This window comes from Pseudomonas sp. B414, assembly GCF_055408445.1.
Genome location: NZ_JBUZTQ010000018.1, coordinates 87,946 through 100,873 on the forward strand (window position 1 = coordinate 87,946; position 12,928 = coordinate 100,873).

Here is a 12,928-nt window from a genome sequence, read left to right on the forward strand (position 1 = left end):
ACATATGCGCATTCTGATCACCGGCGGCACTGGCTTTATCGGCAAACAACTGGCCCAGCGCCTGCTTGACCTCAACACCCTGACCTTCGAAGGCGAAAAACCTCGGGCCATTGAACGTATCGTGCTGTTCGACGCTTTCGCTGGCGAAGACCTGCCCACCGACCCGCGTATCGAACTGGTGACCGGCGATGTCGCCGACCCCGCAGTGATCGCCCGGGTTACCGATGGCGTGGACCTGGTATGGCACCTGGCAGCGGTGGTCAGCTCGGCCGCCGAGGCGGACTTTGACCTGGGCATGCAGGTCAACCTGCACGGCCTGATGCTGCTGCTCGAAACCCTGCGCAAACAGGGCAACGCACCACGCTTTGTCTACGCCAGCGGCTTTGCCGTGTTTGGCGGCGCACTGCCGCAAGTGGTCGATGACAACACCGTACTGACCCCGCAATCGTCCTATGGCATGCAAAAAGCCGTGGGCGAATTGCTGGTGGCCGACTATGCGCGCAAGGGTTTTGTCGATGGCCGGGTGCTGCGCCTGCCAACTGTGGCCGTGCGCCCCGGCAAGCCGAACAAGGCGGCATCGACCTTTTTCAGTTCGATCATCCGCGAGCCGCTGGTGGGCCTGCCCGCCGTCTGCCCGGTACGCCCGGACACCCGGGTTTACCTGTCCTCGCCACGACGCATTATCGAATCAATGCTGCTGGGCATGACCCTGTCAGCGCAAACCCTGGGCAATGAACGCATCATCCCGCTACCGGGGGTGACCACCACCGTGGCCGATATGGTGGCGGCGCTGCAACGGGTGGCCGGTGATGAAGTGACCCAACTGATTCGCTGGGAGCCGGATGCAACCATCCAGCGCATCGTCGAGAGCTGGCCAAGCAAGGTAGAGGCGCCACGCGCCCGTGCCTTGGGCTTTACTGCCGACGCCGATTTCGACGCCATCGTACGGGCGCATATCGAGGACACTGCCAACTAAGAGAAATGCAGATCCCCACCTGTGGGAGCGGGCTTGCTCGCGATGGCATCACTGCGGTTTAACTGCAACACCGAGGTGCCTGCATCGCGGGCAAGCCCGCTCCCACAAAGAGCAAAAAAGTTGGCGTTACACACAACAATAAAAATGAGGCCGTGCGATATGACCACTACCCCGCTCCCCGATGTCTCCGACATCGAACAACAGACGATCAAACGCGTGACCCAACGCATGATCCCCTTTCTTGTGCTGCTGTTTGTGGTCGCCTTTCTGGACCGCAACAACGTCGGTTTCGCCGCCCTGCGGATGAACGAAGACATCGGTATCAGCCAGACCATTTATGGCCTGGGCGCCGGGATTTTCTTCCTCGGCTACTTTATGTTCGAAGTGCCGAGCAACATCCTCCTGCACCGCTACGGCGCCCGTGTATGGATCGCGCGGATCATGGTGACCTGGGGCATTATCGCCGGGGCCATGGGCTTCTTGCAGACGCCGGTGCATTTCGTGTCCCTGCGCGTGTTGCTGGGCATCGCCGAAGCCGGGTTTTTCCCGGGGGTGATTTACCTGCTGTCGCTGTGGTTCCCGAGCCGCTATCGCGCACGCATGATCGCCAGCTTTTACCTCGGCGTTCCCATCGCACAAATCATCGGCGCACCGCTGTCGGTGGGCCTGATGGAAATGGGCGATGCCTGGGGCTTTGTCGGCTGGCGCCTGATGTATATCGTCGAAGCCGTACCTGCGGTGATCCTCGGCGTGGTCTGCTACTTCTACCTCACTGACCACCCGGCCGATGCCCACTGGCTGACCGACAAACAGCGCAACTGGCTGATCAACACCCTGGCCCAGGAAGAGCGCAACAAACCGCTGGTGGTGGGCGTGCAGCCAACCAAAGGCCAGATGATCCGCAAGGCCCTGTGCAACCGTCAGGTATGGCTGCTGGCACTGGTGTACTTCGGGATCACCTCGGGCTCCAACGCAATGAACTTCTTTATGCCCACGGTACTGGCCTCGTTCCGCGGCACCTTCGGCCTGGAAATCGGCCTGATGCAGAACGGCCTGATTACCGCCATCCCCTACGCCGTAGCTGCGGTGGCGATGATCTGGTGGAGCCGTCGCTCTGACCGCCTGCAAGAACGTCACTGGCATGCCGGCGGTGCAGCGATGCTCGCGGCCGTCTCGATTGCCGTTGCGCTGTGGCTCAACCAGCCGTGGATTATCGTCATCGGCTTTATCCTGCTGGCGATGGGCGTGTACAGCGCGATCAACGTGTTCTGGGCCGTACCGGGGCAAGTGCTGACCGGCGTCGGCGCGGCCGTGGGCATCGGCCTGATCAACTCCATCGGTAACCTCAGCGGCTTTATCGGCCCTTACCTGACCGGCTACCTGTTCACCGTGACCGGCAGTTACACCCCGGGCTTTATGGTGATTGCCGCACTGGTCGGCCTCGGTGGCCTGGGCATGGTGCTGATGCCACGCAATAAAGAGTCGCAAATTGGCGCCGCCATGGCCCCCGCAGCAGGAGGCAAAGCATGAGTCTGCCAACCGTAGCTTTTATCGGTACCGGGATCATGGGCCAGCCCATGGCCCGCAACCTGCTACACGCTGGCTTCCCGGTACGGGCCTGGAACCGCTCACCGGCCAGGCTGCAGGAACTGGCGGCACAGGGCGCCGCGGTGTTCCAGAGCCCGGCCCAGGCCGCAGACGGCGCTCAGGTGCTGATCTGCATGCTCAGCGATGGCCCGACCTGTGACGAGGTGCTGTTTGCTGAGAACGGCGCCGCCCTGGCCCTGGCGCCGGGGGCGCTGGTGATTGTGATGAGTTCGATCCCGGTCGACACCGCCGCCGCACAGGCACAACTATGTGCCGAACGCGGCCTGCGCTACCTCGACGCCCCGGTGTCGGGGGGCGAGCGCGGTGCGCGAGAAGCCAGCCTGGCGATCATGGTCGGCGGTGAGTCAGCAGCCTTCGAGCAAGGCCGCGAAGTGCTGGCCGCCATGGGCCGCCCGGTGCATGTCGGCCCGGCGGGCACCGGCGAGCTGTCCAAGCTGGTCAACCAGTTGATCGTTGCCAGCACCATCGCCACCGTCGCCGAAGGCCTGCTGCTAGCCGAGCGCGGCGGCGCGGACCCGGCAAAAGTCCATGAAGCGTTGATGGGTGGCTTTGTTGATTCGCCAATCTGGCGCCAACACGGCCAACGCATGCTCAACAACGACTTCACCCCCGGCGGCCCGGCCAAATGGCAGCTCAAGGACACCCGCACGGCCCTGGCCCAGGCGCAAAAACTGGGCCTGGACCTGCCCGTGGGCACGCTGGTGAACAGCCTGTTTACGGCCATGGTCGAGGCCGGTGACGGCGAACTCGACCACGCCGGACTGATCCGCCAACTGCGCCGCAACAACACTTTGCCTGAATAACCTGCTGGAGCCTGCCATGACCGATTCAACCCCACGCCGCCTGCGCAGCCAGCTGTGGTTCGACGATCCAAGCCACGCCGACCTCACCGCGCTGTATGTGGAACGCTATATGAACCAGGGCCTGACCCGCGCTGAACTGCAATCGGGGCGGCCGATTATCGGCATCGCCCAGACCGGCAGCGACCTGACGCCCTGCAACCGTCATCACATTGAACTGGCCAAGCGGGTCAAGGACGGCATTCGCGACGCGGGCGGCATTCCGATGGAATTCCCGGTGCATCCGATCGCCGAGCAATCCCGCCGCCCCACTGCCGCGCTGGACCGCAACCTTGCCTATCTGGGTCTGGTGGAAGTGCTGCACGGCTACCCATTGGACGGCGTAGTGCTGACCACCGGCTGCGACAAGACCACCCCGGCCTGCCTGATGGCTGCGGCCACCACCGACCTGCCGTCGATTGTGCTGTCGGGCGGGCCGATGCTCGACGGTTGGCACAAGGGCCAGCGTATCGGCTCCGGCACCGTGCTGTGGCATGCGCGCAATCTGCTGAGTGCAGGCGAGATCGACTACGAAGGCTTTATGACCCTGACCACCGCCTCGTCACCGTCGGTGGGCCACTGCAATACCATGGGCACCGCCCTGTCGATGAACGCCCTGGCCGAAGCATTGGGCATGTCGTTGCCCGGCTGCGCCAGCATCCCGGCACCCTACCGCGAACGCGGGCAGATGGCCTATGCCACCGGCATGCGCATTGTCGATCTGGTGCGTGAAGACGTACGCCCGTCGCAAATCATGACCCACGCTGCGTTTGAAAACGCCATTGCCGTGGCCTCGGCGCTGGGCGCATCCACCAACTGCCCGCCGCACTTGATTGCCATCGCCCGCCACAGCGGCATCGACCTGTCGCTGGAAGACTGGCAGCGCGTCGGCGAAGACGTACCCTTGCTGGTCAACTGCATGCCGGCCGGGGAATACCTGGGTGAAAGCTTCCACCGCGCTGGCGGCGTACCGGCAGTGATGCATGAACTGGACAAAGTCGGCCGCCTGCACCGCGACTGCCTCACGGTCAGTGGTCGCAACATGGGTGACGTGGTTGCCGACTGCGTCACCGGTGACCGCGATGTAATCCGCTCCTACGAAGACCCGCTGATGCACCGTGCCGGTTTTATCGTGCTCAGCGGCAATTTCTTCGACAGCGCCATCATGAAAATGTCGGTAGTGGGCGAGGCCTTTCGCAAGACCTACCTCAGCGACCCGCTGCAACCCAACAGCTTCGAAGCGCGGGCCATCGTGTTCGAGGGCCCGGAAGACTACACGGCGCGGATCAACGACCCGTCGCTGGATATCGACGAGCGTTGCATCCTGGTGATTCGCGGCTGCGGCACCGTCGGCTTTCCCGGCAGTGGCGAAGTGGTGAACATGGCGCCGCCGTCCAATCTGATCAAGGCTGGCATCGATTCGCTGCCGTGCATGGGCGATGGCCGCCAGAGCGGTACTTCCGCCAGCCCGTCGATCCTCAATATGTCCCCGGAATCGGCAGTGGGTGGCGGTCTGTCGCTGCTGCGTACCGGTGACCGCCTGCGCGTCGATCTCAATGCCCGCAGCGTCAACCTGCTGGTGGACGAAAGCGTGCTCAACGAGCGTCGCCAGGAACCGCTACCACCGCTGGCCCCGTCGCAAACGCCGTGGCAGGAACTCTATCGCCAACTGGTTGGCCAGTTGTCCACCGGTGGCTGCCTGGAACCGGCGACCCTGTACTGGCGCGTGATCCCGGAAAACGGCCCACCCCGCCACTCTCACTAAACACACTGGACACATGACCTGACCTATGGGAGCGGGCTTGCTCGCGATGACATCACCTCGGTTTTCCTGAAAAACCGCAGCGCCTGCATCGCGAGCAAGCCCGCTCCCACCCCCTCTTTCAAGGATCACGCTAATGCAAACCCTGCAATTGACCGTAGAAAACTCCCTGCCACAGGACTGGCAACGCGCCACGCTGGTCGGTCGCGTATGGCTGCCCGGCGAGCGTGGCGGACCGGCCGTAGTGGTGATTCGTGATGGCGAAGTGATCGACTGCACTGCGCACTTCCCTACCCTCAGCCTGCTGCTCGACAGCGACAACCCGCTACAGGCCGTGCGTGAAATCCGTGGTAGCTCGCTGGGCAAGATTGAAGCATTGCTGGCCAACAGCGGCGAACAGCGCGACATGGCCAAACCCTACCTGCTGGCCCCTGCAGACTTGCAAGTGATCAAGGCGGCGGGCGTGACCTTTGCCGCCAGCATGATCGAGCGAGTGATCGAAGAAAAAGCTGGCGGCGACGCCCTGCGTGCCGAAGAAGTCCGCGCCCTGGTGCATGAAGTGATCGGCAACAACCTGCGCAACCTGCGCCCCGGTTCGCCGGAAGCCATGCGCCTCAAACAAGTGCTGATCGAACAGAATATGTGGTCGCAGTACCTGGAAGTCGGCATCGGCCCGGACGCTGAAATTTTCACCAAGGCACCGATACTGGCCGCCGTGGGCAGCGGCAACGCAATCGGCATCCACCCGGGTTCAAGCTGGAACAACCCGGAACCGGAAGTGGTGCTGGCGGTGGACAGCCAGGGCCGGATTCACGGCGCCACCCTGGGCAACGACGTCAACCTGCGCGACTTCGAAGGCCGCAGCGCGCTGCTGCTGAGCAAGGCCAAGGACAACAACGCCTCTTGCGCCCTGGGGCCGTTTATCCGCCTGTTCGACGAACATTTCAGCCTCAACGACGTGCGCCAGTGCGAAGTGACCCTGCGTGTAGAAGGTAGCGACGGCTACGTGCTTGATGGCAAAAGCTCGATGAACCAGATCAGCCGCGACCCGGCAGACCTGGCCGGGCAAACGCTCAACGCCAACCACCAGTACCCGGACGGTTTTGTACTGTTCCTCGGCACCTTGTTCGCCCCTACCGAAGACCGTGACCAGCCGGGCCAGGGCTTTACCCATAAGGCGGACGATGTGGTGAGCATCTCGTCACCAACCTTGGGTGCCTTGCACAACCGCGTTACCGGCAGTGATCAAGCGCCGCAATGGGCGTTTGGGGTGAGTGCGTTGATGAAGAACCTGGCAGGTCGCGGCCTGCTCGGTTAAATGCCAGGTTGCTTTTGTCGGCATTGTGGCCGCAGTAGGCCCGTGGTCAGGCGCAATTTATCCTGGTCAGGCTCCAGTACCCTATCTGGAGCCTGTAGGTGTCTCAATGCAGACCAACGCTCACAGCGCGCCATGGACGGCGAGGCTGCAATATTGTCCTTTGAAATACACCAATGGCTGCGTAGCAGCCGTTTCTTGCAGATTCAACGCTTTCACCTCACCAATCACGATCAGGTGATCACCTGCGGTGTGTTCGGCGTGATCAAGAGTTCTCTACGAACGATTTCCGCGCCGGCACTCAAGGCATTCAGCTTGCCGCTTGCAACTGCACGAGGTAACGGAGCCATGCCACAGTTGGTGCACGGGTAAAGCTTGTCGGCATCAACAAACTGAAGTGCCTTGCGCAGTGTGTTGGCAACTTCCTCGGGGGTTTCAATGGTATGGCTGGCCACATCAATGGCCCCGACCATTACTTTTTTGCCGCGAATAAGTTCAATCAAGTCCATGGGCACATGAGAGTTGTGGCACTCCAGCGAGATAATATCGATACTGGATTTTTGCAGCTTGGGGAAAGCTTCTTCATATTGTCGCCACTCCGAGCCCAGGGTCTTTTTCCAATCGGTATTGGCCTTGATGCCATAGCCATAGCAAATATGCACAGCCGTTTCACACTTAAGGCCTTCAATTGCCCTTTCCAGGGTGGCAACCCCCCAGTCATTCACCTCATCGAAGAACACATTAAAGGCGGGCTCATCAAACTGGATAATATCAACCCCCGCCGCTTCTAACTCCCGAGCTTCCTGATTGAGAATTTTAGCGAATTCCCAAGCCAGTTTTTCGCGACTTTTATAATGATTATCATAAAGCGTATCGATCATCGTCATCGGACCTGGCAGCGCCCACTTAATGGGTTGCTGGGTGAGCTGACGTAAAAACTTGGCATCTTCAACAAACACCGGCTTTTGCCGAGTCACAGCCCCCACCACCGTCGGCACGCTCGCGTCATAGCGATCACGAATTCTAACGGTCTCACGTTTCTCGAAATCAACGCCACTGAGGTGTTCAATAAAGGTAGTGACGAAATGTTGGCGCGTTTGTTCACCATCACTGACGATATCAATACCGGCCTGTTGTTGCTCTTGCAACGCAAGGCGCAAAGCATCTTGTTTGCCCTCAACCAACTCCTCACCTTGCAACTTCCAGGGTGACCAAAGCGTTTCAGGTTGTGCCAGCCAGGAGGGTTTAGGCAAGCTGCCAGCCGTTGAGGTGGGTAACAATTTTTTCATGACGGATAACCTTGTAATTTTTTGATGAGTCAAAGGGCGTAACTGGCGGACCACTGATCAAGCACCGCCTGGTAGGGCTTGATAAAGTGCTCCTCGACAAACCGCCCCTGCTCAATGGCCAGCTGGCTGCGCTCTTCCCGATCGTAAACAATTCGGGTTAATGAATAATCCTGGTGCTTCAAACTGGGCTGATAGGATTTACCCGCAGCAGAGTTCGCATTGTAAATCTCCGGCCGGTAAATCTTCTGAAAGGTATCCATTGTGCTGATGGTGCTAATCAATTCGAGATTGGTGTAATCGCCCAGCAAATCGCCGGCAAAATAAAAAGCCAGTGGGGCCACACTGTTGGCAGGCATAAAATAGCGAACCTTCAGCCCCATCTTGTTGAAGTACTCATCCGTTAACGAGTATTCATCTTGCTGGTACTCATAACCCAATACCGGATGCTGATTCTCAGTCCGCTGATAGGTCTTGCTACTCGAAACACTCAGGCAAATCACAGGCGGTTTGTTGAAATGCTCTTGGTAAGTACTTGAGTTCACAAAGCACTTGAACAGTTTGCCATGCAGGTCGCCAAAATTATCTGGCGTGCTGAATTCGGATTGATGCTTGTTGTGCCCCAACAACAGCACACTAAAGTCATAGTCTCGCACATAAGAGGAAAAATTATTCCCGACAATGCCCTCAATACGCTCGTTGGTTTTTCGATCAACAATCTTCGTTTTCAAGACTTCAATCAAGGGGATGGCATTGCCGCGGCGTTCGCTATCAACCTCCATCGCAACGGAAATGATTTCGAGTTCAACCGCATAACGATCGCCATTAGGGTTATCCCAATGCGCCAAGGCATTGAAACGATTGTCGATCATCGCCAGCGTATTGCGCAAATTCTGCTGACGGCTCTGCCCTCTCGCCAAATTGGCAAAGTTGGTGGTGGCGCGCGTATTGTCTGAAGGCTGATAGTTCTCATCAAAACAAATACTTTTTATCGTAAACTCGAACTCTTTGCTCATGGTGATCTGCCGCCCTGACACCTGAGATAAACCCTGAGTTTGCGAATTGCTTTATCAGCACCGCACATTTTTTAGGGGTTTAACTCAGCAATCTTAATAGTGTTAATCATTAAGACGTATGTTAGGCCGGGCCACTGCATGAATGAAAACGAATTGATTTCACTAAAACATTAGTCATGTTCATGATGTGGTGTGCGGTCAGTTGCACGAGCCCCTGCCCCGCAGGATTCAAGGACGAGCGCCTGGAGACTGGCTACGGGTGCAGCTCTAGTCATTGGACAAGGGGTAGACGATATGAACGACCACAGGATCGATGGTCGTGAAGCCTTGAAAAATATGGTGTCCCAGGCGGGGTTCGAACCTGCAACCTTCCCCTTAGGAGGGGGATGCTCTATCCAATTGAGCTACTGAGACAAATAACGGCGTGCATGGTAACGGGCATGCCGGGGTTTGTCATGTCGTCAGTAGGGATTTTAACTGTAAGACACTGCCTAAGCACATTTTACGTAACGCCTCAGCAATGCCGGCCAGGAACAGAGCACCCACAATGCGGGCAAAACCCCTGTAGCAGTTGACGAGCTCAGCGAGGCTACGTCCGATGATGCAATCGTCGTAAGGCCGGTGAGCGCGATGCATATGAAACTCTTGGGCTGAATGATTTTACGACTGCTGCGCAGCCGGACGCAGCCTCGCGGAGCTCGTCAGCTGCTACAAAAATCTGCACACCTCTCAGGCTATCTACGCAACCGATCCAGCGTCATCGTGCAATTTGCACTACATCAAAAAGCCATCATTGCAAAATGCAATCAAACACTCTTGAATATGCACCTCAAACAGCTGTTTTATAAGGCTTTTCAGCCTTTAGGCAGTTGGCACGAAGGCTGCTCTATTAACAGTATCCCGTCCATGCTCTCAGAGATGACCGCCATGAACAGCACGCTATTACTGTTAAACACCCTCGCGCTGGCCGTATTGCTGGTTTTTCATTTTCAACCCGAGCCTGCTTCGGCCGGGCAGCCTGTGGAAATGGCAGCTACTTTCAACAAACCGCTGCCACAGGTCGCGGTAATGAAAGGTGCCAGTAGCGCGACGCCTCACCTGGCGACCAATCAGCCCGTCGCCGACCAGCCCCATGCGGGGGAACGCTGGGTCTTTTGAACAGCACATTGAGAGATGGGTAGGAAATCATGTCCAAAATCGCTTTGGGTCTGTTAATGCTGGCGTTATCGAGCCTTGCCCTCGATGTCTTTGCCGGTAATGAATTTGGCAATCTGCCGCTGATCGCCGCCGCGGTGTTTTTCAGCGGCTGGCTGGTGGCAATGGTCCTGGGCCGCAGAATCAAATTTGACCCGCAATTGCGCTGAAATCAGGGTTCTTGCCCTTCTGGATGAACGGTGAATCGCTACCCCACCCCTACAGGTGTATATTTTTGTTAATCGCTACTGGCATAACGCCTGTATCCGGTTCAATATTTGTCACAGAATTGACGCCAGGGAAGTGGCAGATTTGAGGCATGATGCGCGCCTCTTAGCAATTCAGGTTGAACATTTGGCTATAAGGACGGTCTTAATCTCATCCTGCGGCCAATTCCCGAGAACCGCTCCCCTGAACTAACCGGTTAACTAAAATGCGCCCATTGAAACAGGCTATTTACTCCAGCCGTACGGCTGACAAGTTCGTCGTTCGCCTGCCAGACGGAATGCGCGAGCGCATCGCCGAAGTGGCTCGCAACCATCACCGCAGCATGAACTCCGAAATCATTGCTCGCCTTGAGCAAAGCCTTATCCAGGAAGGCGTACTGGGTGACGAGCTCAGCATGCGCCTGGACAGCCCCGAGCTTTCCCTGCATGAGCGTGAGCTGCTCCAACGCTTCCGCCAGTTGTCCCACCGCCAACAGAACGCCCTGGTCTCTCTGATTGCTCACGACGCTGAAGCAGCCTCCGAGTAATCCTGATTTAAATCAGGCATAAAAAAGCCAGCTTTCGCTGGCTTTTTTTATGGGCGCTGTTTACGCCTGGGGCTAATGCAATCAGAGCAGGAAGATGGTCGCCAGCCCCAGGAAGATAAAGAACCCGCCACTGTCGGTCATGGCAGTGATCATCACACTCGCCCCCATGGCCGGGTCACGCCCCATCTTGGCCAGCGTCATGGGAATCAATACCCCCATCAGCGCTGCCAGCAGCAGGTTGAGGGTCATGGCCGCAGTCATCACCACACCCAGTGACCAGCTGCCATACAACAGGTAGGCAACAATACCGATCACCCCGCCCCACACCAGGCCATTGATCAGACCCACGGCCAGCTCCTTGCGCATCAGGCGCGAGGTGCTGCCGGTGTTGACCTGATCCAGCGCCATCGCCCGCACAATCATGGTGATGGTCTGGTTGCCGGAGTTACCGCCGATACCGGCCACGATGGGCATCAGTGCTGCCAGTGCTACCAGCTTTTCAATCGAGCCTTCGAACAGGCCGATCACTCGCGAAGCAATAAATGCCGTGACCAGGTTAACCGCCAGCCAGGCCCAACGGTTACGCAGGGATTTCCACACCGAGGCGAAGATATCTTCCTCTTCACGCAAACCGGCCATGTTGAGAACTTCGTTTTCGCTCTCTTCACGAATCAGGTCGACCATTTCATCGATGGTCAAACGGCCGATCAGCTTGCCGTTCTTGTCGACTACAGGGGCCGAGATCAAGTCATAACGCTCGAACGCCTGAGCCGCATCGTAGGCGTCTTCGTCCGGGTGAAAACTCACCGGGTCGTTGGCCATGACCTCGGACACTTGTTTTTCAGGGTCGTTGACCAGCAAACGCTTGATCGGCAGCACGCCTTTGAGCGCACCGTCGTAATCAACCACAAACAGTTTGTCGGTATGCCCCGGCAGCTCTTTGAGACGGCGCAGGTAACGCAGTACGACTTCAAGGCTGACATCCTCACGGATCGTCACCATCTCGAAGTCCATCAGCGCGCCGACCTGATCCTCGTTATAGGACAGTGCGGAGCGCACGCGCTCACGCTGCTGACCATCCAGGGTCTCCATCAGCTCGTGGACGACGTCTCGCGGCAGCTCGGGGGCCAGGTCAGCAAGTTCGTCGGCATCCATCTCCTTGGCGGCTGCCAGGAGCTCGTGATCGTCCATGTCGGCGATCAGGGTTTCTCGTACCGAGTCGGATACTTCAAGCAGGATGTCGCCATCGCGATCAGCCTTGACCAACTGCCAGACCGTAAGGCGGTCGTCCAGGGGCAATGCTTCGAGGATATAGGCAACGTCTGCGGAGTGCAGGTCTTCCAGCTTGCGCTGGAGCTCGACAAGGTTCTGCCGGTGGACCAGGTTCTCGACCCGGTCATGGTGATGGCCTTCCTGACGATGAGTCAGGTCTTCGACCACACGCTGGCGATTAAGCAGCTCAATCACTTGAGCAAGGCGGCTTTGCAGGCTTTCTTGTGTTTTCTTTACTTCAACTTCGGTCATAGGCGAACTCCACTCCCAGCAGCAGGGCACGCCGGAAGGTTCAATCAGTCAATTCATGATTGGTAAAACGGGATGCTGAGTTACTACTGGGTAAGTCCATGGAGGTATTCCACAAGCCCCGGCGGGGCTGACGGGCGCAATCATACACGGCTTGAAAATTAATGACGCATAAATCTTGGCAATAACAAAAGCTTGCGAAGCGGCGTCATACGGCGCTTGCACAGTGTTTGTGCGACGCAGGATGAAGACCGCAAGGCACAACTCAAAGATGAAACTCAAGCTTGCGCAAAACGTTACAGCGCCAAACCCTGTAGCCGCTGACGAGGAACGAAGGCTGCGTCCGGTTGCGAAGCGACCGCAAACCCTGTGAACCGGATTTAACTGATACACCGCAATATCTGATTCGACTGCTTCGCAGCCTCGCAGAGCTCGTCAGCGGCTACAGGGAATAGCCAGAATAGACACAAGACAAGTCGCCAGCATGACAGCAATCGTCAAATCGCAGACAGCAAAAAGCCCGCACAATGTGCAGGCTTTTTGGTGTTTGGTGCACTCGACAGGATTCGAACCTGTGACCGCTCGGTTCGTAGCCGAGTACTCTATCCAGCTGAGCTACGAGTGCAAGTTGTGTTTGATAAACCAGACCACCGCTGG

11 protein-coding genes, 2 tRNA genes and 1 pseudogene are annotated in these 12,928 nt (G+C 57.9%); 8 read left to right on the forward strand and 6 right to left on the reverse strand.

The annotated features are described in order from the left end of the window. Positions 1 to 4 precede the first annotated feature (4 nt). From denD to ACZRMH_RS16250, 5 genes are all read left to right on the forward strand, one after another. Positions 5 to 976 (forward strand): D-erythronate dehydrogenase, encoded by a 972-nt coding sequence (denD, locus tag ACZRMH_RS16230; RefSeq protein ID WP_464014278.1) that lies wholly within the window; start codon positions 5 to 7, stop codon positions 974 to 976. A 159-nt stretch (positions 977 to 1,135) separates the two neighbouring features. Next, on the forward strand, positions 1,136 to 2,506 hold the full coding sequence (locus tag ACZRMH_RS16235; protein WP_464014279.1) for an MFS transporter: 1,371 nt from the start codon (positions 1,136 to 1,138) through the stop codon (positions 2,504 to 2,506). Beyond that, complete coding sequence (locus ACZRMH_RS16240; RefSeq protein WP_464014280.1) at positions 2,503 to 3,387, forward strand: NAD(P)-dependent oxidoreductase; 885 nt, start codon at positions 2,503 to 2,505, stop codon at positions 3,385 to 3,387. Before ACZRMH_RS16235 ends, ACZRMH_RS16240 begins: the two co-directional genes overlap by 4 nt. A 16-nt stretch (positions 3,388 to 3,403) precedes the next feature. Further along, on the forward strand, positions 3,404 to 5,188 hold the full coding sequence (locus ACZRMH_RS16245) for an IlvD/Edd family dehydratase (RefSeq protein WP_464014281.1): 1,785 nt from the start codon (positions 3,404 to 3,406) through the stop codon (positions 5,186 to 5,188). 133 nt (positions 5,189 to 5,321) lie between these two features. Beyond that, positions 5,322 to 6,503, forward strand: a complete 1,182-nt coding sequence (locus tag ACZRMH_RS16250; protein WP_464014282.1) for a fumarylacetoacetate hydrolase family protein — start codon at positions 5,322 to 5,324, stop codon at positions 6,501 to 6,503. A 120-nt stretch (positions 6,504 to 6,623) separates the two neighbouring features. Here the strand turns inward: ACZRMH_RS16250 and ACZRMH_RS16255 are convergent. The 4 genes and pseudogenes from ACZRMH_RS16255 to ACZRMH_RS16270 form a co-directional block, all read right to left on the reverse strand. Beyond that, positions 6,624 to 6,764 (reverse strand): annotated as a pseudogene (locus ACZRMH_RS16255) (flavin reductase); the annotation flags it as partial. Further along, a complete protein-coding gene (locus ACZRMH_RS16260) occupies positions 6,734 to 7,789 on the reverse strand; it encodes a methionine synthase (protein WP_464014283.1) in 1,056 nt (351 codons plus the stop codon). The gene ACZRMH_RS16260 and the pseudogene ACZRMH_RS16255, both read right to left, overlap by 31 nt. A gap of 29 nt (positions 7,790 to 7,818) precedes the next feature. Then, positions 7,819 to 8,802, reverse strand: a complete 984-nt coding sequence (locus ACZRMH_RS16265; protein WP_464014284.1) for a DUF1852 domain-containing protein — start codon at positions 8,800 to 8,802, stop codon at positions 7,819 to 7,821. Positions 8,803 to 9,139: 337 nt separating this feature from the next. Then, positions 9,140 to 9,216 (reverse strand) — tRNA-Arg (locus ACZRMH_RS16270). Positions 9,217 to 9,456: 240 nt separating this feature from the next. Here ACZRMH_RS16270 and ACZRMH_RS16275 point away from each other — a divergent pair. From ACZRMH_RS16275 to ACZRMH_RS16285, 3 genes are all read left to right on the forward strand, one after another. Continuing rightward, positions 9,457 to 9,960, forward strand: a complete 504-nt coding sequence (locus ACZRMH_RS16275) for a hypothetical protein (protein ID WP_464014285.1) — start codon at positions 9,457 to 9,459, stop codon at positions 9,958 to 9,960. Positions 9,961 to 9,989: 29 nt separating this feature from the next. Beyond that, the gene (locus ACZRMH_RS16280; protein ID WP_464014286.1) at positions 9,990 to 10,166 is read left to right on the forward strand and encodes a PA3371 family protein; all 177 of its coding nucleotides are present in this window, start codon (positions 9,990 to 9,992) and stop codon (positions 10,164 to 10,166) included. 263 nt (positions 10,167 to 10,429) lie between these two features. Then, complete coding sequence (locus ACZRMH_RS16285) at positions 10,430 to 10,750, forward strand: Arc family DNA-binding protein (RefSeq protein WP_019823397.1); 321 nt, start codon at positions 10,430 to 10,432, stop codon at positions 10,748 to 10,750. A gap of 81 nt (positions 10,751 to 10,831) precedes the next feature. Here the strand turns inward: ACZRMH_RS16285 and mgtE are convergent, their stop codons facing one another. Next, a complete protein-coding gene (mgtE, locus tag ACZRMH_RS16290) occupies positions 10,832 to 12,274 on the reverse strand; it encodes a magnesium transporter (RefSeq protein WP_464014287.1) in 1,443 nt (480 codons plus the stop codon). 545 nt (positions 12,275 to 12,819) lie between these two features. Beyond that, positions 12,820 to 12,896, reverse strand: a tRNA-Arg gene (locus tag ACZRMH_RS16295). Positions 12,897 to 12,928 lie beyond the last annotated feature (32 nt).

Coding starts and splice junctions, on each gene's coding strand:
- ACZRMH_RS16265 (WP_464014284.1), bottom strand. CDS start 8,802: ATGAGCAAAGAGTTCGAGTTTACGATAAAAAGTATTTGTTTTGATGAG.
- ACZRMH_RS16275 (WP_464014285.1), top strand. CDS start 9,457: ATGATTTTACGACTGCTGCGCAGCCGGACGCAGCCTCGCGGAGCTCGT.
- ACZRMH_RS16285 (WP_019823397.1), top strand. CDS start 10,430: ATGCGCCCATTGAAACAGGCTATTTACTCCAGCCGTACGGCTGACAAG.
- ACZRMH_RS16260 (WP_464014283.1), bottom strand. CDS start 7,789: ATGAAAAAATTGTTACCCACCTCAACGGCTGGCAGCTTGCCTAAACCC.
- ACZRMH_RS16235 (WP_464014279.1), top strand. CDS start 1,136: ATGACCACTACCCCGCTCCCCGATGTCTCCGACATCGAACAACAGACG.
- ACZRMH_RS16280 (WP_464014286.1), top strand. CDS start 9,990: ATGTCCAAAATCGCTTTGGGTCTGTTAATGCTGGCGTTATCGAGCCTT.
- mgtE (WP_464014287.1), bottom strand. CDS start 12,274: ATGACCGAAGTTGAAGTAAAGAAAACACAAGAAAGCCTGCAAAGCCGC.
- ACZRMH_RS16240 (WP_464014280.1), top strand. CDS start 2,503: ATGAGTCTGCCAACCGTAGCTTTTATCGGTACCGGGATCATGGGCCAG.
- ACZRMH_RS16250 (WP_464014282.1), top strand. CDS start 5,322: ATGCAAACCCTGCAATTGACCGTAGAAAACTCCCTGCCACAGGACTGG.
- ACZRMH_RS16245 (WP_464014281.1), top strand. CDS start 3,404: ATGACCGATTCAACCCCACGCCGCCTGCGCAGCCAGCTGTGGTTCGAC.
- denD (WP_464014278.1), top strand. CDS start 5: ATGCGCATTCTGATCACCGGCGGCACTGGCTTTATCGGCAAACAACTG.